Origin of the sequence: Cecembia rubra (assembly GCF_003014575.1) — a bacterium.
GTDB classification, from domain to species: Bacteria; Bacteroidota; Bacteroidia; order Cytophagales; family Cyclobacteriaceae; genus Cecembia_A; species Cecembia_A rubra.
On sequence record NZ_PYGF01000005.1, the window covers coordinates 13,568 to 36,665 of the forward strand.

The 23,098-nt window shown below is 38.3% G+C and carries 24 protein-coding genes and 2 tRNA genes; 13 read left to right on the forward strand and 13 right to left on the reverse strand.

The genetic code is table 11. From position 1 onward, the window contains the following. Positions 1–54: 54 nt before the first annotated feature. The 8 genes from CLV48_RS10220 to CLV48_RS10255 all read right to left on the reverse strand — a co-directional run bounded on the left by CLV48_RS10220 (position 55) and on the right by CLV48_RS10255 (position 6,888). Entirely contained in the window at positions 55–762 is a 708-nt protein-coding gene (locus tag CLV48_RS10220) for a fatty acid desaturase (RefSeq protein ID WP_414734301.1), read from the reverse strand. Between the two features lie 30 nt (positions 763–792). Continuing rightward, the gene (locus CLV48_RS10225; protein ID WP_211299928.1) at positions 793–1,638 is read right to left on the reverse strand and encodes a 4-hydroxy-3-methylbut-2-enyl diphosphate reductase; all 846 of its coding nucleotides are present in this window, start codon (positions 1,636–1,638) and stop codon (positions 793–795) included. Positions 1,639–1,739: 101 nt separating this feature from the next. Further along, on the reverse strand, positions 1,740–2,582 hold the full coding sequence (locus tag CLV48_RS10230) for a phytoene/squalene synthase family protein (RefSeq protein ID WP_106567429.1): 843 nt from the start codon (positions 2,580–2,582) through the stop codon (positions 1,740–1,742). A 21-nt stretch (positions 2,583–2,603) separates the two neighbouring features. Continuing rightward, positions 2,604–4,085 (reverse strand): phytoene desaturase family protein, encoded by a 1,482-nt coding sequence (locus CLV48_RS10235; protein WP_106567192.1) that lies wholly within the window; start codon positions 4,083–4,085, stop codon positions 2,604–2,606. Between the two features lie 6 nt (positions 4,086–4,091). Next, positions 4,092–4,604, reverse strand: coding sequence for an RNA polymerase sigma factor (locus CLV48_RS10240; protein ID WP_106567193.1), 513 nt, complete (start codon positions 4,602–4,604; stop codon positions 4,092–4,094). A gap of 216 nt (positions 4,605–4,820) precedes the next feature. Then, a complete protein-coding gene (locus CLV48_RS10245; RefSeq protein ID WP_211299929.1) occupies positions 4,821–5,717 on the reverse strand; it encodes a MerR family transcriptional regulator in 897 nt (298 codons plus the stop codon). Positions 5,718–5,722: 5 nt separating this feature from the next. Continuing rightward, on the reverse strand, positions 5,723–6,160 hold the full coding sequence (locus tag CLV48_RS10250; protein WP_106567195.1) for a sterol desaturase family protein: 438 nt from the start codon (positions 6,158–6,160) through the stop codon (positions 5,723–5,725). 38 nt (positions 6,161–6,198) lie between these two features. Beyond that, the gene (locus tag CLV48_RS10255; RefSeq protein WP_106567196.1) at positions 6,199–6,888 is read right to left on the reverse strand and encodes a carotenoid biosynthesis protein; all 690 of its coding nucleotides are present in this window, start codon (positions 6,886–6,888) and stop codon (positions 6,199–6,201) included. Positions 6,889–6,991: 103 nt separating this feature from the next. Here CLV48_RS10255 and CLV48_RS10260 point away from each other — a divergent pair, with 103 nt between their 5' ends. Both CLV48_RS10260 and CLV48_RS10265 read left to right on the forward strand, forming a co-directional pair. Beyond that, positions 6,992–7,297, forward strand: a complete 306-nt coding sequence (locus CLV48_RS10260; RefSeq protein ID WP_106567197.1) for a DUF4286 family protein — start codon at positions 6,992–6,994, stop codon at positions 7,295–7,297. Between the two features lie 2 nt (positions 7,298–7,299). Next, the gene (locus tag CLV48_RS10265; RefSeq protein ID WP_106567198.1) at positions 7,300–7,887 is read left to right on the forward strand and encodes a DNA-3-methyladenine glycosylase I; all 588 of its coding nucleotides are present in this window, start codon (positions 7,300–7,302) and stop codon (positions 7,885–7,887) included. A 43-nt stretch (positions 7,888–7,930) separates the two neighbouring features. Here CLV48_RS10265 and CLV48_RS10270 read toward each other — a convergent pair whose 3' ends face one another. Further along, a complete protein-coding gene (locus CLV48_RS10270; protein ID WP_106567199.1) occupies positions 7,931–8,674 on the reverse strand; it encodes a hypothetical protein in 744 nt (247 codons plus the stop codon). A 52-nt stretch (positions 8,675–8,726) separates the two neighbouring features. Between CLV48_RS10270 and CLV48_RS10275 the strand changes: the two genes are divergently transcribed. Then, positions 8,727–9,047, forward strand: coding sequence for a Rieske (2Fe-2S) protein (locus CLV48_RS10275; protein ID WP_106567200.1), 321 nt, complete (start codon positions 8,727–8,729; stop codon positions 9,045–9,047). 2 nt (positions 9,048–9,049) lie between these two features. Here CLV48_RS10275 and CLV48_RS10280 read toward each other — a convergent pair whose 3' ends face one another. Further along, positions 9,050–9,385 (reverse strand): tRNA-binding protein, encoded by a 336-nt coding sequence (locus CLV48_RS10280; protein WP_106567201.1) that lies wholly within the window; start codon positions 9,383–9,385, stop codon positions 9,050–9,052. Positions 9,386–9,458: 73 nt separating this feature from the next. Between CLV48_RS10280 and CLV48_RS10285 the strand changes: the two genes are divergently transcribed. Further along, complete coding sequence (locus CLV48_RS10285) at positions 9,459–9,833, forward strand: hypothetical protein (RefSeq protein WP_106567202.1); 375 nt, start codon at positions 9,459–9,461, stop codon at positions 9,831–9,833. Positions 9,834–9,887: 54 nt separating this feature from the next. Here CLV48_RS10285 and CLV48_RS10290 read toward each other — a convergent pair whose 3' ends face one another. Beyond that, positions 9,888–10,433 carry an RNA methyltransferase gene (locus CLV48_RS10290; RefSeq protein ID WP_245889523.1) on the reverse strand — a complete coding sequence of 182 codons (546 nt, stop codon included), beginning with the start codon at positions 10,431–10,433 and terminating at the stop codon, positions 9,888–9,890. A gap of 86 nt (positions 10,434–10,519) precedes the next feature. Between CLV48_RS10290 and mutS the strand changes: the two genes are divergently transcribed. The 4 genes from mutS to CLV48_RS10310 all read left to right on the forward strand — a co-directional run bounded on the left by mutS (position 10,520) and on the right by CLV48_RS10310 (position 14,357). Continuing rightward, positions 10,520–13,132: a DNA mismatch repair protein MutS gene (mutS, locus tag CLV48_RS10295; protein WP_106567203.1), complete on the forward strand. Its 2,613-nt coding sequence runs from the start codon at positions 10,520–10,522 to the stop codon at positions 13,130–13,132. Positions 13,133–13,188: 56 nt separating this feature from the next. Beyond that, complete coding sequence (locus CLV48_RS10300; protein ID WP_106567204.1) at positions 13,189–13,986, forward strand: helix-turn-helix transcriptional regulator; 798 nt, start codon at positions 13,189–13,191, stop codon at positions 13,984–13,986. A gap of 145 nt (positions 13,987–14,131) precedes the next feature. Then, positions 14,132–14,204, forward strand: a tRNA-Gly gene (locus tag CLV48_RS10305). Positions 14,205–14,272: 68 nt separating this feature from the next. After that, positions 14,273–14,357: transfer RNA gene (locus CLV48_RS10310), tRNA-Leu, on the forward strand. A 177-nt stretch (positions 14,358–14,534) separates the two neighbouring features. Here the strand turns inward: CLV48_RS10310 and CLV48_RS10315 are convergent. Continuing rightward, entirely contained in the window at positions 14,535–15,041 is a 507-nt protein-coding gene (locus tag CLV48_RS10315) for a hypothetical protein (protein ID WP_106567205.1), read from the reverse strand. Between the two features lie 53 nt (positions 15,042–15,094). Continuing rightward, positions 15,095–15,601 (reverse strand): regulatory protein RecX, encoded by a 507-nt coding sequence (locus CLV48_RS10320; protein WP_106567206.1) that lies wholly within the window; start codon positions 15,599–15,601, stop codon positions 15,095–15,097. 74 nt (positions 15,602–15,675) lie between these two features. Between CLV48_RS10320 and tpiA the strand changes: the two genes are divergently transcribed. The 5 genes from tpiA to CLV48_RS10345 all read left to right on the forward strand — a co-directional run bounded on the left by tpiA (position 15,676) and on the right by CLV48_RS10345 (position 23,098). Further along, positions 15,676–16,437 carry a triose-phosphate isomerase gene (tpiA, locus tag CLV48_RS10325; protein ID WP_106567207.1) on the forward strand — a complete coding sequence of 254 codons (762 nt, stop codon included), beginning with the start codon at positions 15,676–15,678 and terminating at the stop codon, positions 16,435–16,437. Between the two features lie 88 nt (positions 16,438–16,525). Continuing rightward, positions 16,526–17,356: a 50S ribosomal protein L11 methyltransferase gene (gene prmA, locus CLV48_RS10330; RefSeq protein ID WP_106567208.1), complete on the forward strand. Its 831-nt coding sequence runs from the start codon at positions 16,526–16,528 to the stop codon at positions 17,354–17,356. After that, a complete protein-coding gene (locus CLV48_RS10335) occupies positions 17,353–17,538 on the forward strand; it encodes a hypothetical protein (protein WP_106567209.1) in 186 nt (61 codons plus the stop codon). The genes prmA and CLV48_RS10335 overlap by 4 nt, the downstream gene beginning before the upstream one ends. Positions 17,539–18,617: 1,079 nt before the next feature. After that, the gene (locus CLV48_RS10340; RefSeq protein WP_106567210.1) at positions 18,618–20,816 is read left to right on the forward strand and encodes a hypothetical protein; all 2,199 of its coding nucleotides are present in this window, start codon (positions 18,618–18,620) and stop codon (positions 20,814–20,816) included. Beyond that, entirely contained in the window at positions 20,813–23,098 is a 2,286-nt protein-coding gene (locus CLV48_RS10345) for an alpha-amylase family protein (protein ID WP_106567211.1), read from the forward strand. The genes CLV48_RS10340 and CLV48_RS10345 overlap by 4 nt, the downstream gene beginning before the upstream one ends.

Below are 23,098 nucleotides of genomic sequence, written 5' to 3' on the forward strand. Positions count from 1 at the left end.
GCTAGAATCACAAGATTTTGTTTGGAAAAAATGGGAATATTTTAGTAAAAAAATTTATCTTTTTCCGTAAGCTTCTTTCACTTGCCAAAGCCTCCACCAAGGTGTACCGGGTGAATCGTGATGTTCATAATGATACCCGAAAAAATAGCAGGAAATGAAAGCCCATAAATGGTTTTCATTTTGACTGTGCGAGTGATGTTTGTTGTCGATTTGCCCTTTGTGGGGTAAATATGTCCCGAAATAAAACAGTTGTAAGGTGGAAAGTATAGCAGGCAACATCCAGAATACAATCAAATTCTCAGTCGATAGAAATAGTTTGAGGATATTGAAGCTGATCGCCATCAATAGAAACTGCCATATGTTCAGGTATTGCTTGATGAAACTGAGGTACCAGATAAAGAAATTACCTGAGGCGTGGTAGTCTGGGTCTTTGTCTGTGGCGACATAGCGATGGTGTTCATGGTGTTTTGGAAAAAGCTTCCAATAAAAGTTGAATGAAAACAGGATTGCTGCGATCCATCCAATGGTATGATTGATTTCCTTATTGGTTGAAACAACCCCGTGCATGGCATCATGGGCTGTAATGAATAAGCCCGTGTAGAGATGCATTTGAAATAGGATGGCAAGGTAGGTAAGAGGATTTGTCCAGTTGAAATCCCATTGTAATAGGAAGCATAAGGAAACTGCCCAAATTGATATTATGCTTATCGCAATTAGGATTCCTTTTGCACCAAGGGAACTAGAAATTGGGTATTCTCTCATTGTCATTTTATTATGAACCAAGAGGAGCTCTTAAAACTTCTCAATCCTTTCTTTTACCTGTTCCATCAGCCACATTGGTGTGGAGGTAGCTCCACATATTCCGACAGATTCATTAGCTGAAAACCAGTCGAGGTTTACTTGTTCTGGATTTGAAACAAAGTAAGTGTTTGGATTTTTGTCCTTGCAAACATTATATAAAACTTTGCCATTGGAGGATTTAGTTCCACTGACAAATATTATTTTGTCAAACTTGTCAGCAAATTCCCGGAGCTCTTTGTCTCTGTTAGAAACCTGCCTGCAAATGGTATCGTTGGTATTGACTGTGATGCCATTTTCTTTTAGTATATCATTGATTTCATAAAATTTATCTGTGCTTTTTGTAGTCTGACTGTACAAAGTCAGGTTCTTGGGCAAGGAACCCAAGTCCAATTCGGATATGTCCTGAAATACAACAGCTTTGTTATTGGTCTGACCTAAAAGACCTACGACTTCAGCATGGCCGTGCTTACCATATATATATATGGTCTCGTCTTTGTCAAAAGAATTTTTAATTCTGTTTTGGAGTTTGAGAACAACAGGACAGCTTGCATCGATTAAAGTAAGGTTATTTTTTATAGCCAATTGATAAGTTGATGGGGGCTCCCCATGTGCTCTTATCAGTACCTTTTCGTCTTGGAGATTATTCAATTGATTGTGATCAATGATCCTAAGGCCTTTTTGTGTGAGGCGGTTTACCTCCTCATCATTGTGAACAATGTCTCCCAAGCAATACAAATAACCTTGTTCATCAAGAATTTCTTCTGCCATTTCTATGGCATAGACAACACCAAAACAAAAGCCGGAGTGTTGGTCAATATGTACTTGCAAGTTCAACATAAGCTATTAACTTTTGACTTTTTGAATTGTTTTGGTTTATGATATTTTCAATTGATCCTAAATATTCACCGAATTGTCTGATTTTGAAACTTCAAATTCTATCAACCTAAACCCAGTTTCATTCCAAAGTAGGTCCCAAGCAATAGGGACAGCTTTCTTGAATTCGGAATTCTAATCCGTTTTTGAGTAATTGTTTCCGCAGGTAAGTCTTTGATTTTATCAAATAGTTTTTGATAGTAGAGATAAGCTACCTTTACACCCAATTTAGCACCTTCGGGCAGTTTTTTGATTCCCTCCAAGGCTTCATCAAAATCTCTTTGTATATCTTCCTCAATCAATTCCTTGGCAGATTTATCAAAGGTATTGAAATCCACACCTGGAAAATATACCCTACCTCTTTCTTCAAAGTCACTTTTTATATCTCGGAGGAAATTGACTTTTTGGAAAGCAGCACCAAGCTTGCAGGCAGGTGATTTCAATCTCTCATATTGCTGTTGATCACCTTCCACAAATACCTTAAGACACATCAGCCCTACTACTTCTGCTGAACCATAAATGTACTCATGATACCTGGAGTCGTTATAGCTTTTGAAATCCAGATCCATTTCCATGCTTTTCAGAAAGGCCTCTATCAAATCCAGATCTATTTGGTATTGGTTTACAATCAACTGAAAGGCATGTAACACAGGGTTCAAACTGATTTTATTTTCAATAGCTTCATAGGTATCCAATTTAAATTGATCCAATAAGGTCTTTTTATCTTTGTCGTGGAATGTGTCCACAATTTCATCCGCATACCGGACAAATCCATATATAGCATAAATTGGCAAATGGAATTTTTTATCCAGGGTTTTGATGCCCAGGGTAAAGCTTGTGCTGTACCTTTGAGTAATCAGCTTACTGCATTCAAAGGTGGTTTGATCATAGAGCATTTTTGCATCCATACCCATAATATACCAATTTATCTACAAATTGTTTTCTTTTATTATTTCTCTTGATACCACATGACCCGAAATTATGGTTGGTGGCACCCCAGGTCCAGGAACTGTCAATTGCCCTGTATAGTATAGATTATTGACTTTTTTGTTTTTCAATGAAGGCTTGAGAATTGCAGTTTGCAACAGGGTATTGGCCAATCCATAGGCATTTCCTTTGAAGGCATTGTAATCCGCTTTGAAATCACTGTGTGCGTAGGATCTTTTGAAAACAACATGGCTTCTGATTTCCTGCCCAGTCAATTTTTCCAAGCGGTCCATGACCATATGGTAATATTTTTCACGGATTTCTTCCCCGTCTTCGAGATCAGGAGCCAATGGGATCAATATGACTAAGTTTTCTTTTCCTTCTGGTGCTACGCTTGGGTCTGTTTTGGATGCTGCGGATAAATAAAACAGTGGCCTTTCGGGCCATCTTGGATTTTTATATATGGCATCTGCATGTGGACCCATCTGTTCATCGAAGAAAAGGCAGTGATGAGTTAGATTTTCTAATTTTTTGTCAATTCCGAGGTAAAACAAGAGAGAGGATGGTGCCATTACCCTCTTATTCCAATAATTTTCACTATAATTTCTATACTCAGGTGACAAGAGTTGACTGTCTACATGGTGGTAATCAGCTGCTGCCACTACCACATCTGCCTCATATTTTTTCCCGTTTTTTAATACAACACCCTTGGCTTTGCCATTTTGTACTTCTATTTGGGATACGTCTGCACCTAGTTGGATGTTGACACCTTTTTCCTCTGCCAATTTCACCATACCTTTAACTATCTCGTGCATGCCTCCCATTGGGTACCATGTTCCCAAAACAATATCCGCATAATTCATCAAACTGTACAGGGCAGGAATATTATCAGCTGTTTCACCAAGGAAAATTACTGGGAATTCCATTAAACGGATTATTTTTTCATCATTGAAGAACTTTCTGACATGTTTGGCCATAGATTGAAATACATCCATTCGGATGATATCTGCCAATAACCTTGGATTTGTAAATTCAAAAATTGACCTGCTTGGCCTATATACCAGGTCGTTTATTCCTACCTTGTATTTGTATGCAGCTTGTTCCAGAAAAGCATCTAGTTTTGGGCCTACTCCTGGCTCCATGCTTTCCAATAAAGCCTTAAAGTCTTTCAAATCTGCAGGGATATTTACGAATTGTTTTTCGCCAAAAACTACTGTATATGAAGGGTCAAGTCTGACCAGATTGTAATAGTCAGATGGCTTTTTTCCAAAGTTGGCAAAGTATTTTTCGAAAACATCCGGCATCCAGTACCAAGAGGGCCCCATATCAAAAACAAAACCCTCGGCTTCGAACTTTCGGGCTCTTCCGCCGGGGGTAGTGTTTTTTTCTAAAATGGTAACTTTGTATCCTGCGTGTGCCAAATGGGTAGCCGTGGACAAACCAGCAAATCCTGATCCAATGACTACCACCTGTTTTTGTGGCATAATTGATTAATTTTTATGTTGGTATACGTGTAAGTCTTCTTTTAAAAGTTTCCTGGCAATATGAATTCTATTTTTTACAGTTCCAATAGGTATATTTAGTTTATCAGCAATTTCGTGGTATTTAAAACCTCTGTAGTGCATCATGAATGGGATTTTGTAAACTTCTTCCAGTTTTTCAATGGCTGAATGTATATCATCCATGGTGAAATCTCCATAAGCACCATTTTCAACCAGAATGTCACCTGAATTGATGTAGTGGAGATTTTCTGTGGTATCTACAAATGTACCTCTTCTCACCATTCTTTGATAATTGGTGATAAAAGTGTTCTTCATGATGGTATAAAGCCAAGCCTTTAGATTCGTTCCCTCTGTGAATTTATCCTTGTTTGTAAATGCCTTTACCATGGTGTCCTGTAATAGGTCATTGGCATCATCCATATCTCTTGTTAATTTCAGGGCGAATGGCTTCAAAGAACTGGATAGCTTGTTGAGCGAGTAACTGAATTCTAGAGTTGTCATGGCTTTCTGTTTTTGTTTAATCAAAATTATTAAAACTTAAACAAAGTGCAAACATTTTGTCTAATTTATTTTTGAAAATATTAAACAAAATTAAGATGTTGTTCATTCCAAATCTCTGAAATTTGGTGAATAACGGTTAATTGTAACTTTAAGTGCATAAAAAAAGGTGAAATTCGGAAATTTCACCTTGTTTAATTATTTATCAAAATTGTCAATTTATTTCTCCTGAGGGGCGAGTTCAATTTCCCTAAGATAATCTTTAAGCTGTCTGATATAATGCATGGCAAAAACATTATTTGGTAATTTAAGATCTTGGCCTACAATCTGATATCCTGACACTATGATTTTCGTATCTGAAAATCTCTCGGAAAGGGCCTCTATGTATTCCTGTACATATTCAGCACTAGGAGATGTAGTAATTACAGTTACAATATATTCTGGGCGGTGAAGTTTGTAGACAGCCAATAAATCATCAGAAGGTGTATTTTGCCCCAGATAAATCACCTTATGCCCTTGATTTTTAATAAGGAATGCAGCAAAGAGGATAGAAATTTCATGGAGTTCACCTTCAGGTAAAAAAAGTATAAATTTTTTACCATTGCTTTTGGAGACTTGTCCATCGATGGCAACAATTAGTTTTTGCCTTACAAGGTTACTGATAAAATGCTCCTGCGCAGGATTTATTGCACCTGTCTGCCAAAGAACCCCAATTTTGGACATGAACGGATAAATGATATTCATCATTGTCTGATCAAATCCTATTTTTAGGATATTGGTTGACAAAACTTTGTCAAAACGCTCCTCATCCATTTCTATCATGCAGATGGTAAGGGCATGTATTTGGTCATCGTGGGTTAAACTTCTTTCTGTCAGTTTGACAACTTCCTCCCTCATTTCATCCATGGCCATTTTAGCAATCTTACTTATTTTATAGCCATTGTCATTTAATAAGGCGACGTTGAGGATCAGTTTGAGGTCATTATCGTCATAATACCGGATATTAGTTTCTGTTCTTTTTGGGGAAAGCAGATTATACCGCTGTTCCCAAATGCGCAGCGTGTGTGCCTTTATACCGGACAACTGTTCAAGATCCTTGATGGAATAAGTACTCACGAAAATTATCTTTTAAAATACTTCTTTGGTACAACAAATAATCCGAATGATACAGCATCATTCTTTTTATTGGTGGCATGATGGTCCTGATGGGCTTTGAATATACCTAACAAGTACTTATTCTGAGGCCTATTGAACCATTTCAGCCTTCGATGTACAAGTACATCATGAATAATGAAATATAACATACCATAAATACTGATGCCTACTCCCATCCAAAACCTATAATCTAGGTTTTCCGCTCCTGTCAGTATCAAACCAATAGCTATACTACCAAACAGTAATGAAAATAAATCATTCAGTTCAAAGAATGATTTAGAAGGTTGATGATGGGTTTTATGAATGGACCAAAGTGGACCATGCATGATGTATTTATGGATAAACCATCCGGAAAGCTCCATGATGGCAAAGCCTATTAAAGTAAATACAACAGCATACATCATTTCAATAACTTATTTAAGGACAGAATGTTTTTTTGATTTTATAGAATAAAGTTTAAAATCACAAAGAATGCGACAAGATTGACCAATAAATATGCAGATATTTTGTTTTCCTTGGAAAACTCAGCCTTTCTAAAGATCAATTGTATAATAAATGCCACCCCAAACCATCCCAGGTAATTGGATAAGGGAATAATATCATTCTCCCAAGTCCAGAAATCAAGGACAATTGCTACGGGCTCAATGGCATAATCAATCATTACCATAGCAAAGGCTCCAAGCAGAGAGGCAAAGATGTCATTTTGGATCCATTTGTACAGTAAAGTGCCTGTAAGGTATATCAATATCAGCCAATTGACACCGATCAAGATTGGGACTTCAAATAATTGAGGTCCCAATACCGGTCCATATTGATAATTGCCAAAAGGGAAACCGGTATGAACTCCAGATACTTCAGAACCATATCCGATAAGGAATGCAGCTGCCAAAAATCTGATAAATGAATCATTCCAGTCCCTGTGCTTAGATAGCATGATTCCCAGTGTGATAAGCAATTGGTAAGGTGTAAGAGACTGAAAGTATGGCCTTACTTCAGGAATGGACATGCCAATTATACCTACCAGATATAGGACTGTAATAACTGCTTCTAAAACAGGAAACTTTTTCTTGTCGGGTTTATCGAGATCCAAAGAGGGGACATTACTTATTTTTTGATCAATCGGATAAGACATGGCTTTAAATGGAATTCACAATTGCTGAGAATTGTTTAACTGCTGAGAAGTATATTTGTTGGAAATTAATCGAGGCAAAGGTAAAAAATAAAAAGCAAGTAATATGTTATTATACAATGTGACCGTCAATATTGAAAAAGATGCTGAAAAGGATTGGGTGATCTGGATGAAAGAAACACATATTCCAGATGTGCTGGCTACCGGAATGTTTTTTGAAAACAGGTTTTATAAAATCCTGCATGACTCTGAAGATGGTAGTGTTAATTATTCTGTACAGTATTTTTCAGACTCCATGGATAAAATCCTTGAATATCAAAAGGTTTATGCTCCTAAACTTCAACAGGATACCAAAGATAAATTTGGAGAAAAGTTTGTCGTTTTTAGAACACTTCTTGAATCAGTCAAATAATCATGGAAAAAGAACTGAAATGCCGCTGTGGATGGTGTCTGGGTTTTGAGGATTACATAAGGTACCATGATGAAGAATGGGGAGTGCCTGTACGGGATGACAGCAAACAGTTTGAGTTTCTGGTTCTGGAAAGTGCCCAGGCCGGCTTGAGCTGGTCAACTATCCTTAAGAAAAGGCAAGGATATAAAAAGGCATTTGCAGATTTTGATTACATGCAAGTGGCAGAATTTCCTGAGGCTTATTTAAAGGAATTGTTGACAGATAAAGGAATTATCAGAAATGAACTCAAAATAAGATCTGCCGTTAACAATGCCCGTCGTTTCTTGGAAGTTCAGGATGAGTTTGGAACTTTTTCAGAATACATTTGGAGCTTTGTAAATGGAAAAAGCATTCAGAATGAATGGAAATCCCTTTCAGAAGTTCCTGCTACCTCGTCTGTTTCGGATCGTTTGGCCAAAGACATGAAGAAGCGTGGCTTTAAATTTTTGGGAAGTACCATACTTTATGCCCATATGCAGGCTACCGGTCTGGTCAATGACCATTTAGTGGACTGTTGGAGATATGAGGAGGTAAAAAAATTATCTGTGTAATACAAAAGGGGCTGCTTTTATGCAGCCACTTTTGTTTGGATCTTTATTTATTGGGTTTATAGGCGTCCTTATATTTGCTCCAGACTTCATATATAGGATTGCCTGTAGAACTCATCCCACTATGATGCCATTCCCCGTTGATTACTTCAAAGTCAAAACTTAGACTCGCACCGACTCTCGAATCATCCCGTGAAAAAAAGGTTATGTTTTCAGTGTATTTTCCATTTTCAGCAGTATAAGTACCTCCGCCTGTTCCCATAAATTCCTTGGTCTCAGAATTGAATGCAATCCATTGAAATCTTCCGCCACTCAGAACTTTTACAGTTCTTCTGGCCCCAGGTGTACTTCTTCTTATTTCTCCTTCAGCTTTTCTTCCAGTAAATACCCAGTTGGCAGTTAAGTCATCCTTTCTATCGCCAATTTTTTCCCAGATTTCAACCAGGGTTTTACCATCCACTTGGGCAGATATGATTACCCTATTGTCTTTTTTATCCAGGCTGTAGTTAGTTGTGGTGCCGACTTTCTCAGAATTCATTGTGAAAAAATCAAGAGTTTCTCTATAATTATTACCATCAGTCGAAAACTCACCACCTCCAGCACCAAGGAATTTATTGCTTCCGATTTCTTTGGCCCCAAATGCAAAATAGCCATCCTGATAGATTTTGATGTATTCTTTATCAGTGATTTCTTTACCGTCCTTATGGGTCATTTTCCATGCTCCCTCTAAAGTTTGTGCGTAAATCATTCCTGCCAGAAACAACAAGGGCAATGTCAATATTTTTTTCATGATAGGATTATGTTTAGGTTTATGGTTTCAATATATGACTTAATGCTTGAGTATGAAAACCTTTATACTTGGACGGACGAAAGAAGAGGTGCTAGGGTTACTCCGCGAAAAGGAAATTAAGACTGTAGCATTGGGAGAAAGAAAAATTTGCCTTACCAGGATAGGGGAAGAATATTTTGCTTTTGAGCAAAACTGCCCGCATAGAAAGGCCAATTTGGGTCAGGGATATATCAATAATTTTCAGGAAATAATTTGCCCATTGCATGCTTATCGTTTTGATTTAAAGTCTGGAAAGGTGAGTAATGCCAACTGTCCAGATCTCCAGGTTTTCAAAACTCAAATATCTGATAATGGATTAAAGATTTTTATTTGACCTCAGTGAAGCCTAGAGCCATTTGGGACTTTATGGTCAGGAGTGGCCAATACAATGCCGCCATTACCATCATCAAAGCCCGTCACCAAAATTTCTGATATAAAGTTAGCAATTTGTTTTGGCTTAAAATTGCAGACACAAATTACCTGCTTTCCTATCAGATCCTCGGGGATGTACCGGGCAGTAATCTGAGCTGAGGATTGCTTGACCCCCAATTCTCCCAAATCCACCCAAATTTTGTAGGCTGGTTTTTGTGCTCTTTCAAAATTTTCTGCTTTGATAATTGTACCCACTCTTATCTCGATTCTTTGAAAATCACAAAAGTCAATCGTTTGCATTGAGAAATTATTTTATTATTTTTGGAACATTACTGCTGAAAAGCAGTTAAATCTACTCAAACCTCCATCATAAATGAACTCATTTGACAATAATTCTTCCTTCATGCCAAAGGTTTTCCTAATCGGTCTGGGATTGTGTTTGTTTTTAAGTTCTTATTCATTTGCCCAAAGCGAAAGAGAAAAAAGTACTCAGGACCTGCCAAAAAACTCAGATGGAATAGGACAATTTGAAAGTCATGAATCTGGTTCTTTGGAATTAAGGAATGAATTATTGAACCGTTCTAATCTAAACCAGAACAAAGATAACTCATTGAATGCCACAAATTCCAATAGAAGGGAAAACCCAATCTACAAGCAAGGGGGGGAAAAAGATGTCAAAAAAGAAGGAATGTCTACCTTGTCTTTCAACCTGTTCCTTTATATAGTGGACAAATTCAAAGAAGATTAAATGCAAATACCAATAAATCCAAAATAAAAAAGAGATCGCGTGATCTCTTTTTTTTTACCCCTCATTTTGAAACAAGTTCAACTTGACCACAAAATCCCAGATTGCTATACCCATAGAGACTGAAATATTCAATGAGTGTTTGGTGCCGAGTTGAGGGATTTCTAGGACATGATCACTTTTCAGTATTACTTCCTGTTCAACTCCAAATACTTCATTTCCAAATACCAGTGCATATTTTTTACCTTTATCGGGTTGAAATTCATTCAAAGGAACTGACTGATCAACCTGTTCTAATGCACAAATGTTGAATCCCGCCTCCCTTAACTCTTCAATGGCTTTACTGGTATTTTCAAAATATTCCCATTCTACTGATTCCGTTGCTCCCAATGCAGTTTTTTGAATTTCACGATGAGGAGGAGTTCCCGTGATCCCACAAAGGCATATTTTTTCTATTAAAAAGGCGTCAGAAGTCCGGAATGCTGAACCCACATTATTCAGACTTCTCACATTGTCCAACACTATGACCAAAGGTGCTTTATCCCTTTTTTTGAATTCCTCAACCGATAAGCGGTTGAGTTCTTCCATGCTTAATTTCTTCATGAGGTTTTGTTTACCCTTTGATATCTCTTAATTTCAGGTTTTGAATTTATTCCAAAATTAGCACAAAGATTTAATTCAGGGACGATATGGCCAAAGAGAAGGAAAAGGAAGTCAAGGAAACCCCATTAATGAAACAATATAATGCTATTAAAGCAAAACATCCTGGGGCCTTGCTTTTGTTTAGAGTGGGGGATTTTTATGAGACTTTTGGAGAAGATGCCATTGTAGCCAGTAAAGTCCTCGATATTGTTCTTACCAAAAGGGCTAATGGGGCAGCATCCCATATTGAATTAGCGGGATTTCCCCATCATTCTTTGGACAGTTATCTTCCAAAATTAGTACGTGCCGGTAACAGGGTAGCTATCTGTGATCAATTGGAAGATCCCAAAGAGGTAAAAGGTATTGTCAAAAGGGGTGTAACTGAATTGGTGACTCCGGGTCTTTCATTCAATGATAATGTACTTGATAAGCGGAAGAACAATTACCTTGCCTCCATTCACTTTGGGAAAGAAAACCTTGGAATTGCATTTTTGGATCTATCGACCGGAGAATTTATGAGTGCGGAAGGCAGTCAACAGTACATTGAAAAGTTATTACAAAGCTTTAGCCCCTCCGAAGTCATTTATTCCAAAGCATACAGACAGAGAGCCCAGGAAATGCTCAAAGAGCAGTTTTCCACTTTTCATTGTGAAGATTGGGTGTATCAATTTGATTACGCCTATGAAAAGTTGACCGGGCACTTTGCCACTGCCAACCTGAAAGGTTTTGGTATAGACAATCTGGAATTGGGCATCGTGGCAGCAGGTGCAGTCTTGTTTTATTTGGAAGAAACGGAACATAAAGAAGTTAAGCATATAGCTTCCATTTCTAGGATTGCCGAGGAAAAATTTGTCTGGCTGGACAAATTCACTATCAGAAACCTGGAGCTTGTCTATCCCCAGCAAGATGGGGGAGTTCCTTTGATCAATATTCTGGATCAGACCGTTACCCCAATGGGATCCAGAATGATGAAGAAATGGATGGTGCTTCCCCTTAAAGAGAAGGAATTAATTGAGGAAAGACTGAAGGTTGTCGAGTTTTTCTTTGAAAACAACCCATTGGGAGAAGAAATCCTTTCTCATCTTAGACATATTGGTGATTTGGAAAGGCTGATTTCAAAGGTGGCAGTAGGGAGAATCAATCCAAGGGAAATGAATCAACTGAAAAAAGCGTTGAAAAATACCCTACCTATCAGGGACCTGTTGCGCGCATCCGAAAGCGAATCACTCAGAAAACTAGCAGATCAGATCAATTCATGTGAATTCCTTTTGGAGAAAATCGAAAAAGAACTTCAGGAGGATGCTCCTATGCTGGTGCATCAGGGAGGTATAATCAAAGATGGGGTGGATTCGGAACTGGATGAATACAGGGGCCTGGCCAATACCGGAAAAGATTACCTATTGGCTTTACAGCAGAGAGAATTGCAAAGGACAGGTATCAGTTCGCTCAAAGTAGCCTTTAACAAAGTCTTTGGCTATTATCTGGAAGTGACCAATGCCCATAAGGACAAGGTGCCTGAGGAATGGATCAGGAAACAGACATTGGTCAATGCAGAGAGGTACATTACCCCTGAGCTCAAAGAATATGAAGAAAAGATCCTGAATGCTGAGGAGCGTATGATTGCCATTGAGCAACGTTACTTTCAGGCATTGGTACAAGATGCTTCAGACTATGTAATTCAAATCCAGCAAAATGCCCGGATCTTGGCCACCTTGGATTGTCTGTTGTCTTTTGCCAATGTAGCAAAAACCAACAAATACAGTAAACCAAAAATTTCTGATACAGATGCTCTGGAAATCAAGGATGGAAGGCATCCGGTCATTGAGAAGCAACTACCCGTAGGGGAGGCTTATGTGCCGAATGACATCTATCTGGACAATGAAAGTCAGCAGATTATAATCATTACAGGCCCCAATATGGCTGGTAAATCTGCACTTTTAAGGCAGACTGCCCTGATCGTGCTCATGGCTCAAATGGGAAGTTTTGTACCTGCATCCTATGCACGTATTGGTATTATAGATAAGGTGTTTACAAGAGTCGGCGCGTCTGATAATTTATCAAAAGGTGAATCTACTTTTATGGTTGAAATGACAGAGACGGCCAGCATCCTGAATAATCTTTCTGATAGAAGTTTGGTTCTGATGGACGAAATCGGTCGGGGAACATCCACCTATGATGGAATAAGCATAGCTTGGTCAATTGTGGAATTCCTGCACAACCACCCGAAGACCCGGGCAAAAACATTGTTTGCTACCCATTACCATGAACTCAACCAGTTGGCAGAAGATTTTCCGAAAATCAAAAATTTCAACGTTTCTGTAAAAGAGGTTGGTAATAAGGTGATTTTTATGCGAAAACTGAAGGAAGGAGGAAGTGAACACAGTTTTGGTATCCATGTTGCCCAAATGGCAGGCATGCCCAATCCTGTTGTACTAAGGGCGGCAGAGATTATGGTACATTTGGAAAAAGACAAAGCCATGAAAGCTTCAAAAAATTCTTTGAAGGAAATGCCTAAAAACAACTATCAGTTGAGCCTTTTCGATATAGACCCGAAATACAAAGAAGTACAGGATATGATTGCACAAATTGACATCAATGCCATATCACCGATTGAAGCATTGATCAAATTAAATGAGATAAAAAAGAAACTTGACTTTTGAAATCAACGTTGATTTAGACCGAAAAGTACAGCCCAAATAAAACTTAAACAAAACTTATGGAAATCAGTCTGTTAGAGGAGCTTAAAAAACAAAATAAGCTATCTGATTTTTTTTCTTATTGGAAAAAAAAGTCTCCAACTTACTATCCTGAGGAAAGGGATATTTTAGAAGACCTGAGAAGATTTAGCCAGAATTTGGCTTTAAAGGAAGGCATTGTAATGGGATGTTTTGATTACAGGGATTTGAGCCTTGCCTTTTTCACAGAAAACATCGAGCAAATAAGCGGTTATTCAGTTGAGTTTTTAAAGAAAAACGGAATTGCAGGAGTCATCTCAGCACTCCATCCAGAAGATGCCCAAGAGCATGTCGCTTTTAATAATAAGGTTTTGGAAACTTTCAATCAGGCCAGTCTTTCTGAAAAAAAGACATTTGAGCTATCTTATACTGTAAGATGGCTACATAAAGATGATGGGCATGAGATTTGGTTTTTTACCAAAGCCAAGCCTTATCTGGTGGACCAGGAAGGAAATTTTGTTTATGACCTGCATATAGCCTTCCAAATCAATAACCATGAGCATTTGACAGGTTATGATTGGAGTTTTTCTTACACGAAGGATAACGGAGAAAAGGTCCTTTTCAAAAAGAATGATGTCAAACAGGATATTCCTTTGACTAAAAAAGAAATTGAAATTGGTTCTTACCTGGTCAAAGGTATGGATTCTCAAGAGATAGCTGAGAAATTATTTATTTCCAGAAATACGGTATTCACCCATAGAAAAAGTATTATGAAAAAGCTCAATGCCAAAAATGTGGCTGAAGTGATTAAAACCCTTATTTCTTATGGGATAAATTAAGTGGCTGATTCTCATAATTGAGCAGAATTCATGCTTTAAAAAAGCCAAAAAAAATTCTATAGCCTTTTGCAAATTTAGAAAACTGATTTACCTTTGCACACACAAAACACGGAGATATAAGGTCAAAGTGATTTTACTGCAATAAGCGAGAGTAGCTCAGTTGGTAGAGCACAACCTTGCCAAGGTTGGGGTCGCGAGTTCGAATCTCGTCTCTCGCTCAAAAAAGGCCCTTTCAAAAAAGGGCTTTCTTGTTTTTGTTAATATTTAAGCTCTAGCGATAGAGTAAGCCGGGATGGTGGAACTGGTAGACACGCAAGACTTAAAATCTTGTGGCCGCTTAGGCCGTGCGGGTTCGATTCCCGCTCCTGGTACTTAAAGCCTCGTATGACAGCGGGGCTTTATTGTTTTAAGCCAGTTAATTTTTTCGAAATTCCAGACAAAATTTAATTTTCAACACTGAATTACATGCGGATTTCCTGTATGAAATCAACGTTCTACAGGAAGATGATTTGTCGCAATTTCCAATCTTGGTATAAACTTTTCTGTAATTAAGCTCTTTTCAATAATTTGAGCTCACCTTTTCTCTTTACAATTTTGAGGTCAAAGTAATTGTTAAGAAATGCTTTGCACTGATTTTCTGACCACTCAGCTCGGCTTTCGTTATCAAAAAGTATACTTAATCGCAGCATGTTTTTAACATAAATCTCTTGCTTGCCCAATTCTCTCAGCCATCTTGTCAATTGGGAGTGCCAATCCTCTTTGAATTTTTCAAAATGGCTTCTTCCATCAAAAAGCAGTTCAAGCTGATTATCTCCATTTTGGTACCGGTATACTCCACAGAGTTGCCTGTAAATAACCCTTAAATTTTCTTTAGGATATTCAAAAGTGTCCAATATCCTAGAAAAGGTGGTATCCATCAACATCAAAGGATTGTAGAGCTGGGTGTAGGATTTTTTCAATTCAAAAACCATCAAATCCAGCATATCCTCTTCCATGACAGTTTGCGCCTGTCTAAGGATATAGTTTTTGTCAAGTGGGAATAATTTTTGAATCATTAGGATACGAAAACTTTTGCAAATTAGTCGTTTCGGTTCATTTTTTAAAGATTTTAAGCCAAAATGATCTCTTCAATTGCCATTTGGATCAAATCAGGTTCAAACCCCCTTCCCATTAGATATTGATGGGTTTTGAATTTCTTTTTCATTCCATCAGTTTCTTTTAGAGATTGCCATTTTTTTTCAGCGACATGAATTAGGATGCCCCAATATTCTTCTCCGTCAATTTCCTTTAATCCTGATTTGATGCAGTTGGGGCTGATTTTTCTTGATTTCAGTTCATTGATGATTTTATTTCGCCCCCATTTTTTCAAACGATATTTGCCTCTCACAAAGGCCTGTGCATACCTTTCTTCATTAATGAAGCCTTCTGAAATCATTGTAGCGATCAAATCTTCAGCCTCTGTTCCGAAGATCCCCCTTTCAGCCAATTTTGTCCTTACTTCTTCCTGACAACGCTCCTGATAAGCACAATAGGCTGCAACTTTCACTTTGGCTTCTTGTAGAGACCATTGCTTTTTGGGTCCTTGGTTGCCATATTCTTTTCGTGGGTAGGACATTTTGTGTATTTTTGACCCCAAAGTAATCCTTCGGGTTATTTTTTTCAAATTCAATCTTCAAACCATTAAACATCATGCGTAGTAAAATTGTAGCTGGTAACTGGAAAATGAACCTAAATTTCGATGAAGGCCAAAAGCTTACTTCTGAAATTGTTAATATGCTCAAGGATGAGCATGTAAAGGATGTGACTGTAGTACTTAATCCTCCTTTTGTGCATCTCTATCCTGTGAAAAAACTGATAGGGGATGCCCCCAATCTTTTCCTCGGATCACAAAATTGTTCCGATAAGGCATCAGGCGCTTATACAGGGGAAGTTTCTGCCGGAATGCTGGCTTCCTTTGGTGCCAAGTTTGTCATTTTGGGACATAGCGAGAGAAGGGAATATTTCAAAGAATCCAACGAACTGCTAACTGCCAAAACCAGACAAGCGCTTGATAATGGTCTGACCCCAATCTTTTGTTGTGGTGAACCCTTGGAAATTAGGGAATCTGGCACGCATGAAACATACGTGAAGGAACAGCTGACAGAAAGTCTTTTTGGATTTTCTTCCGATGAAATTTCCAAAATTGTTATTGCATATGAGCCCATTTGGGCCATTGGTACAGGAAGAACTGCAAGCTCTGATCAAGCTCAGGATATGCATGCTGCTTTAAGAAATCACCTTGCTTCAAAATATGGAAGCAATATTGCAGAAGGAATTTCAATCCTCTACGGAGGTAGCTGTAATCCGTCCAATGCTAAAGAAATATTCTCCAAACCTGATGTGGACGGGGGATTGATCGGAGGAGCTTCCTTGAAATCAAGGGACTTTGTGGAGATCGTTAAATCCTTTTAAAAAAATCAACCGGAAGCATTATGCTTCCGGTTGATTTTTTGCGCTTGTTTATGCCATGGCCACTTCTCAAATGCTACCCCTCAATTAGATGCAATACCTTGAATTTAAGATTACCTGTACCGAAGCCTACAGAGAAATATTGATAGCAGAGCTGTCTGAAATTGGATTTGATTCCTTTTTGGAAACGGATGAAGGTTTGGATGCTTACATCCAGGAAGATGTTTTCCAGAGGGAGGCATTTATGGAAATTATCGATAAATATAAGGAAGCAGCCAAAATTTCAGTTCAAGAGGGGGTAATGCCCAAGGTCAATTGGAATGAGGAGTGGGAGAAAAACTATGATCCCATCACTGTAGGGGATCAGGTATATGTCAGAGCATCATTTCACCCCACCAAACCAGAGTTTCCATTTGAAATTGTCATCAACCCTAAAATGTCTTTTGGCACTGGCCATCATGCAACTACCTATTTGATGATTTCTCATCAGTTGAACCTTGACCACCAAGGTAAGCGGGTTTTGGATATTGGAGCAGGAACAGGTATTTTAGCAATAATGGCACATCAATTAGGTGCTGCTTTAGTAGAGGCATTTGATATTGACGAGTGGTGTGTCCAAAACGGAAATGAAAACTTTGACCTGAACGGAATGGCCGCTGTCCGAATGGGAAGAGGAACTGTGCGGGAAGTAAATCCACAGGGCAAATTTGATATTGTCCTTGCCAATATCAACAAGAACGTTTTACTGGATGAAATGGAGGTGTACAGCGGATTGATTAAGGAACAGGGCTACCTTTTGTTGAGCGGGTTTTATGAACATGATATTCCCGATATTGAAAAAGAAGCCAATAGCCATGGATTGGTTTTAATTGGGAAAAAAGTAAAAGATAATTGGGCTGCATTAGCCATGCAAAAAATATGACTGAGTTGATCATTTATGCCATTGTTTTCCTTCTTTTGATCGCCCATACCCTGATGGCGGGAAAAATGTACAAAGCAGTACATGGCAATCCAAATCTGAGTTTGAAGGAAAAAAATGACTGGAAATTAAAAGCACTGATCTTTCCGGGATACTTTTGGGGCAAGTATAAGCGGACTTTGTAATGAAATAGAAATTTCAAGTGATTTTTGGATTGAATTCACTCCTAATCTTTTTTTAAGCTTTAACTTAAATTTTATTCCTTCATGTTTGTGTAAATCATAAAGAAATGTTTAAGAAAGGGCTTAATATTTTACAAAGTTCAATCTAACACTCCTTCTTGTTTTAGTTATTATAAGATGTAAAACAATTTATTTAGTTGTTTTGCTGTTTTTTTTCTAAGTCAATTTAGAAAGCAGATTTATCGAATCAATTGAATTTAAACTTTTAATATTAAATATTATGATTATCTGCAATCATAGCACTAACTGAATTACATAGAACATTCAGGGAACCTAGAATCAATATCCATAATAACTCCACCGCAGAGGTGAATCCAATATCAGGTTTGCATGTTTAAAAAAAGCTAAGAGAGAAATGTAAATTATAAGTATCAAACAAAATTTAATAAATCTCTCATTGCTAATGAAACTACACAAAATACAAAAAAAAGATTTCGGCGGTCAAGAAATTTATGTGGGAATCGAAGTTCACAAAAAGTATTTGACGATAGCAGTAAAGTCAGAATTTCTAGAGCACAAAACCTTTGTTTAGAAATCCGATAGCTAGGTTCTGGGAGATTAGATTACCTTAAGAGAAATTTTCCAGGTGCAATTTTCAAAAATGTTTACCCGGTTGGATCCCGCTCCCCGATCATTCCAGTTTGACAGACTATTCCTAACAGGTTGCTCTACAGCAGAGCCTGGTTCCCCTTTGCCTGACAAAAATTAAAAAAAGTAAATAAGAGAGAAAAAAACATTTCTTGATAGAAATTTAACATAGAATAATTATCGGTATGGTTATAAACCGCAATTAAAAAGATTACTGGTATCATTGCGGATATACATATTAAATATTAAGTAACTTATACATTTTTTAAAATATAATGGGGTCATCTGAGTGTTTTTTATGCTCTTATAGATAAGTAATGTAAAAATTCAAAATTCTATATCTTAAGAATACTTAAGTGATGTCTTATTGAATTGCCATTTCACTACTTCTTGACAATGGATTTTGTAGTCTCAATTATTCTATTCTATAGTTTATGAAAAAATTTTATTTGGTCATATTTCTGCTCTTGGGAAATATTAGTACAGGAATTGGAAGGGAGCTCATTTCTGTTGCCTTCAATACCCAAAATGAGCAGATTTCCTTTGCTGCAGGAGAACTTAAAAAAGAACTTTATTACGACGGTATTCAACTTAGGTTATCCGACCTTAGTCAGGTAATGGAAATTCCCAATATCACCGTAGTAGTCAAAGGGGATTATTCTTTATTTTTTGATGACATTATTGAGGATACAGATTTTGAAAACATTGGTCCTGAAGGTTTCAAAATTAAAAAAATAAAAGGGGGCAGATCAATATTTGTTCTGTCAATCGACCAGAATGGGGCAGTTTATGGTCTGCTCGATATCGGTGAACATCTTCTCTCCAAAAGAGATATTAATGAATATGAGGCTAGACTTGTCAACCCTGCATTTGAATATAGGATTGTAAAATTCAATCTGCCCTGGTCGCCTTACAGATCGAGTGCGGCTACAGAAGTACACACTCATATCAGCCGGGATATTTCATTTTGGGAAAGATTCCTTGATATGATGGTTGAAAACAGGCTCAATGTCCTTTCCCTGTGGAATAACCATCCATTTCCTTATATGATCAGCTCTGAAAACTTTCCCCAGGCAAGTCCTTTTAATGATGTGGAAATGGAAGAATGGAAAAACTTTTGGAAAACCCTATTTAGGATGGCAAAAATCAGGGGCATACAGACTTTTATTGTCAACTGGAACATTGTTGTTTCCCCGGAGTTTGCCGAAGCATATGGAGTAAGGGAATACAATGATTTGTCAGAGACCGTAAAAAAATATACTAAAGAGTCTGTAACCCAGCTTATCAATGAATATGATGACCTTACCGGAATCGGCGTTACCCTTGCCGATTGGATGGGGAATTTCGGGGAAATGGAAATGACTCCCCAAAAACGTGAAGAATGGATTGAGGAAACTTTTGTTGCCGGAATGAAAGCCGCAAAAAGACCCGTGAAATTTATCCACAGATCAGTGCTTGCAGGTGACCCTGTGGCCATGAGGAACCTAATTGACAGGGCCGACCTGAAAGATCCTGCCCTGGTGGAGATCAAATTCAACTGGTCACACGGACATTCCACACCAAAGTTGGCTATCACACATGACTATCATTCCGGTGAACTCGACGAGAGATTCTGGAATCCTATACCCCACAATTACCGGATACAATGGATGGTCAGGAATGAGGATTTTTTTATCCTCCGTTGGGGACAGCCGGATTTTATAAGGGAACATATTTCTGAAAACACCAAAGAATATGTAAACGGTTATTTTATAGGTTCAGAAGGTTTTATTCCGGCGATGGATTATTCCCATAAACTTTCCCCGGTAAAAACTTGGCAGTATGCTTTTGAAAAACAATGGATGTTTTACAAAACCTGGGGAAGATTACTCTACAGGCCTGATACACCTGACAGCTACTTTATTGACCAAATTGAAAGGAGATTCGGGAAAGGAAAGGGAGAGCCGCTTTTTGAAGCATATAAACTTTCAGGGAACATGCCTTTAAGACTTGCATCATTTTATAGGTCAACCTGGGATTATACCCTTTATTCGGAAGGATTTATTGAAGCAGAACCATCTTCAAGGACCAAGTGGTTTGACAGGTCATCCCCCTTCATTTCCGTGGACCAGCTGATCAACCATGAAACATTGGATCCAGACATGGTTTCCATAGCTGACTATTCCAAGATGGTTGGAATGGGTGAAAAGCTCGGACCACAAAAGATTTCACCATTAAAACTGGCAGAACTCTCCGAATCGGACAGTAGGAAATCCCTTGAACTCATCGGAACGCTTTATAATAAGACTTCATCCTTTAGCGGAGCTCTGGTTTCAGAACTCGATGATATAGCCACTTGGAGCTACCTCGGGCTTTATTTTGCTGATAAACTCAGGGCTGGAGTTGCCCTTCAGGATTTCCGAAATACTGGGGATGAATCCAAAAAGGAAAAAGCAGTTGAGCTCCTTGAGAAATGCCTAGACCACTGGGACATGGTAATCAGATACACCAGTGGAAGGTATTACCCCACGCCCCATGTTAGCACCCAGCGTTACGGTGAAGAATTCAAAGAATTTTCCTGGGAACAACTCAGGCCACAGGTAGTAAGAGATATTCAGATAGCCAAAGATTCAATTATAAATTCCGATAAATGAAAAATAAAATAATCCCCGATTTAGGAAACGGAACTAAAGCTAACGGAATCATGATCTCAAGAAGAAACTTTTTGCAGACAGGCAGTTTGGTCACAGGAGGTTTTTTGCTTACTCCGGCGTTTGCCTCTGCAAACATTATTGACCAAAAGCAAAATCCACTTTTGCCCCTTCACTGGTACCAGAAACCTGTTAGGATCATGCATACCGTGCTCAGGGAAATTGATGCAAGGAACTATGATGCTTCCAAGGTGGTGGACTACCTAAAAAATGGTGGTTATAATACACTCTGCGTCAATGCAGGAGGAATAGTGGATTTTTTTCAGAACCCTTTGCCTGGTGGAAACATCAATAAAGAAATGGGAGAAAGAGATGTGTTGCGGGAAATTACAGAGGCCTGCCAAAAGGAAAACATAAGGGTTATCGCCAGAATTGACTTCAGGGGAGTAGAAGAGCATGTTTACAATAAATTTCCGAATTGGTTTATGAAAGATCCCGATGGGAAGCCTGTCAAGCTCACATATACCAAGCCTGAACTTTATTCTTCATGTTACCTAGGAGAGCACCGGAACCAATACGCAAATGAATTCGTGGCTTATGTCCTGAAGAATTACAGGGTGGATGGAATTTGGCATAATTCTCCAGGGTTTAACGGTATCTGTTACTGTAATGCTTGCAGGGAGTCCTTTCTTGATTTTGCTGGTAAAGCTCTTCCTGAGAGAAGAACTGTTTCAACTGAGGAAATAGAAGAATACATGGTCTGGAAAAGAAGAGAGGCAGACAGGTGTATGGAAAACATTAAAAAGACAGTAAAATCGTTTGGCGAAGACAAGGTATACACCGCTGAGATTTTTAGTATTTATGATGTGGGGCAGCAACTGGACTGGGGCCTGGGGTTCGATAATGCCAGACGTCATTTTGATATTTTAGTCAGCGTAGCATTTTTGACAGGTCATGGTTCGGATAAATATTATTTTGACCTGAATTATGGGACTACTATCATAAAATTCCTAAAATCAATGCATCCTGAAAAGGAAGCGGTGGTCATGTATGGTAGCAACGGAACTTCCCACCGGCTGGTTTCCGATCCCTCAATCGACTTGAAGATTTGGCTTTGGCAGATGCTTTCGGTAGGCGGCAGATTCTGGAACTGTTATTTTACAAATGTCCCTACACTCACACATGATAACAGAAATGCATTCAATGAAAAAGATACCTATATGTTTGTCAGGGAACATGAAAAAATCCTTGAACAGCAAATCCCTTTCTGTAATGTAGGCATTTATTATTCTAATTCCACAAGGGAATCTTACAGGAGAAAATCTGAAGATGAAGCGCTGTTTGGAAATGAAATAAGGGGTACTGAAACTGTCCTTGTAGAAGAGCATATCCCGCATGATTTTATCATAGATGATTATCTGGATGCAGCAAAACTTCAAAAATACAGACTTATAATTTTACCAAATGTTAAATGCCTTTCCCTTAAAGAATCTGAAATACTTAAAAATTATGTAAATAACGGTGGAAATTTGGTAGCTACATATGCAACCGGCCTATATGATGAAAAAGGCAATCCTTTGGGCAACTACCGACTTCATGAACTTTTCGGTGTAGGTTATTCGGGAATAAGAGAAAATACAAAAAGTGATAATTATCAATATATACTTGATAAATCACATCCATTGGTGGCAGAGGACAGCCGTGAAACTGAACTACTTTTTAATGCCGCCTATACGGCACTCTGTAAACCTTACCCCAGTACAAAAGTAATATGTACCTGGGTGCCTACCATACAGAACCAGCCTCCTGACAAATCATGGGTAAATTCATTTTCCACTGAATATCCCACAATTGTGGAAAATACCTTTGGTAAAGGGAAGGTTATCTATTTTGCAAACCAACCTGATCTGCTAAGCCATGAAATAGGACATGCCGATCCAAGAAACTTATTGGCAAGGGCATTTAGATACCTTCTTGAAGATCATGTCCCAGTAGAGACAAATGCCCCGCCAAGTGTCAATCTCGGACTGACCGCTTCCCTCATCGAAAAGGGACAATATGTTCTTTCTCTAGTCAACACTACTTCTGGGCCGGTCCGCCCTATCCGGAAACTAATTCCAGTTAATAATATCTTGGTAAGCGCCAAAATTCCTGGTGAAAGCCCCAAAAGTTTTAAGATTTTAAAAAGCCAGGGTAACTGCAGTGTCAAATTTTTGGGGGACAGTATTCATGTGGAATTGGATAAGTTGGAAGATTATTTTTCAATCCATTTTTCTACCGTGTAA

Excerpts from the sequence above, each read along its gene's own strand:
- tpiA (WP_106567207.1), top strand. The coding sequence starts at position 15,676 with ATGCGTAGTAAAATTGTAGCTGGTAACTGGAAAATGAACCTAAATTTC.
- CLV48_RS10315 (WP_106567205.1), bottom strand. The coding sequence starts at position 15,041 with ATGATTCAAAAATTATTCCCACTTGACAAAAACTATATCCTTAGACAG.
- prmA (WP_106567208.1), top strand. The coding sequence starts at position 16,526 with ATGCAATACCTTGAATTTAAGATTACCTGTACCGAAGCCTACAGAGAA.
- CLV48_RS10290 (WP_245889523.1), bottom strand. The coding sequence starts at position 10,433 with ATGAAGAAATTAAGCATGGAAGAACTCAACCGCTTATCGGTTGAGGAA.
- CLV48_RS10335 (WP_106567209.1), top strand. The coding sequence starts at position 17,353 with ATGACTGAGTTGATCATTTATGCCATTGTTTTCCTTCTTTTGATCGCC.
- CLV48_RS10275 (WP_106567200.1), top strand. The coding sequence starts at position 8,727 with ATGAAAACCTTTATACTTGGACGGACGAAAGAAGAGGTGCTAGGGTTA.
- CLV48_RS10270 (WP_106567199.1), bottom strand. The coding sequence starts at position 8,674 with ATGAAAAAAATATTGACATTGCCCTTGTTGTTTCTGGCAGGAATGATT.
- CLV48_RS10320 (WP_106567206.1), bottom strand. The coding sequence starts at position 15,601 with ATGTCCTACCCACGAAAAGAATATGGCAACCAAGGACCCAAAAAGCAA.
- CLV48_RS10225 (WP_211299928.1), bottom strand. The coding sequence starts at position 1,638 with ATGTTGAACTTGCAAGTACATATTGACCAACACTCCGGCTTTTGTTTT.
- CLV48_RS10300 (WP_106567204.1), top strand. The coding sequence starts at position 13,189 with ATGGAAATCAGTCTGTTAGAGGAGCTTAAAAAACAAAATAAGCTATCT.
- CLV48_RS10255 (WP_106567196.1), bottom strand. The coding sequence starts at position 6,888 with ATGTCTTATCCGATTGATCAAAAAATAAGTAATGTCCCCTCTTTGGAT.
- CLV48_RS10240 (WP_106567193.1), bottom strand. The coding sequence starts at position 4,604 with ATGACAACTCTAGAATTCAGTTACTCGCTCAACAAGCTATCCAGTTCT.
- CLV48_RS10345 (WP_106567211.1), top strand. The coding sequence starts at position 20,813 with ATGAAAAATAAAATAATCCCCGATTTAGGAAACGGAACTAAAGCTAAC.
- CLV48_RS10260 (WP_106567197.1), top strand. The coding sequence starts at position 6,992 with ATGTTATTATACAATGTGACCGTCAATATTGAAAAAGATGCTGAAAAG.
- CLV48_RS10340 (WP_106567210.1), top strand. The coding sequence starts at position 18,618 with ATGAAAAAATTTTATTTGGTCATATTTCTGCTCTTGGGAAATATTAGT.
- CLV48_RS10280 (WP_106567201.1), bottom strand. The coding sequence starts at position 9,385 with ATGCAAACGATTGACTTTTGTGATTTTCAAAGAATCGAGATAAGAGTG.
- CLV48_RS10235 (WP_106567192.1), bottom strand. The coding sequence starts at position 4,085 with ATGCCACAAAAACAGGTGGTAGTCATTGGATCAGGATTTGCTGGTTTG.
- CLV48_RS10220 (WP_414734301.1), bottom strand. The coding sequence starts at position 762 with ATGAGAGAATACCCAATTTCTAGTTCCCTTGGTGCAAAAGGAATCCTA.
- CLV48_RS10285 (WP_106567202.1), top strand. The coding sequence starts at position 9,459 with ATGAACTCATTTGACAATAATTCTTCCTTCATGCCAAAGGTTTTCCTA.
- mutS (WP_106567203.1), top strand. The coding sequence starts at position 10,520 with ATGGCCAAAGAGAAGGAAAAGGAAGTCAAGGAAACCCCATTAATGAAA.
- CLV48_RS10250 (WP_106567195.1), bottom strand. The coding sequence starts at position 6,160 with ATGATGTATGCTGTTGTATTTACTTTAATAGGCTTTGCCATCATGGAG.
- CLV48_RS10230 (WP_106567429.1), bottom strand. The coding sequence starts at position 2,582 with ATGGATGCAAAAATGCTCTATGATCAAACCACCTTTGAATGCAGTAAG.
- CLV48_RS10265 (WP_106567198.1), top strand. The coding sequence starts at position 7,300 with ATGGAAAAAGAACTGAAATGCCGCTGTGGATGGTGTCTGGGTTTTGAG.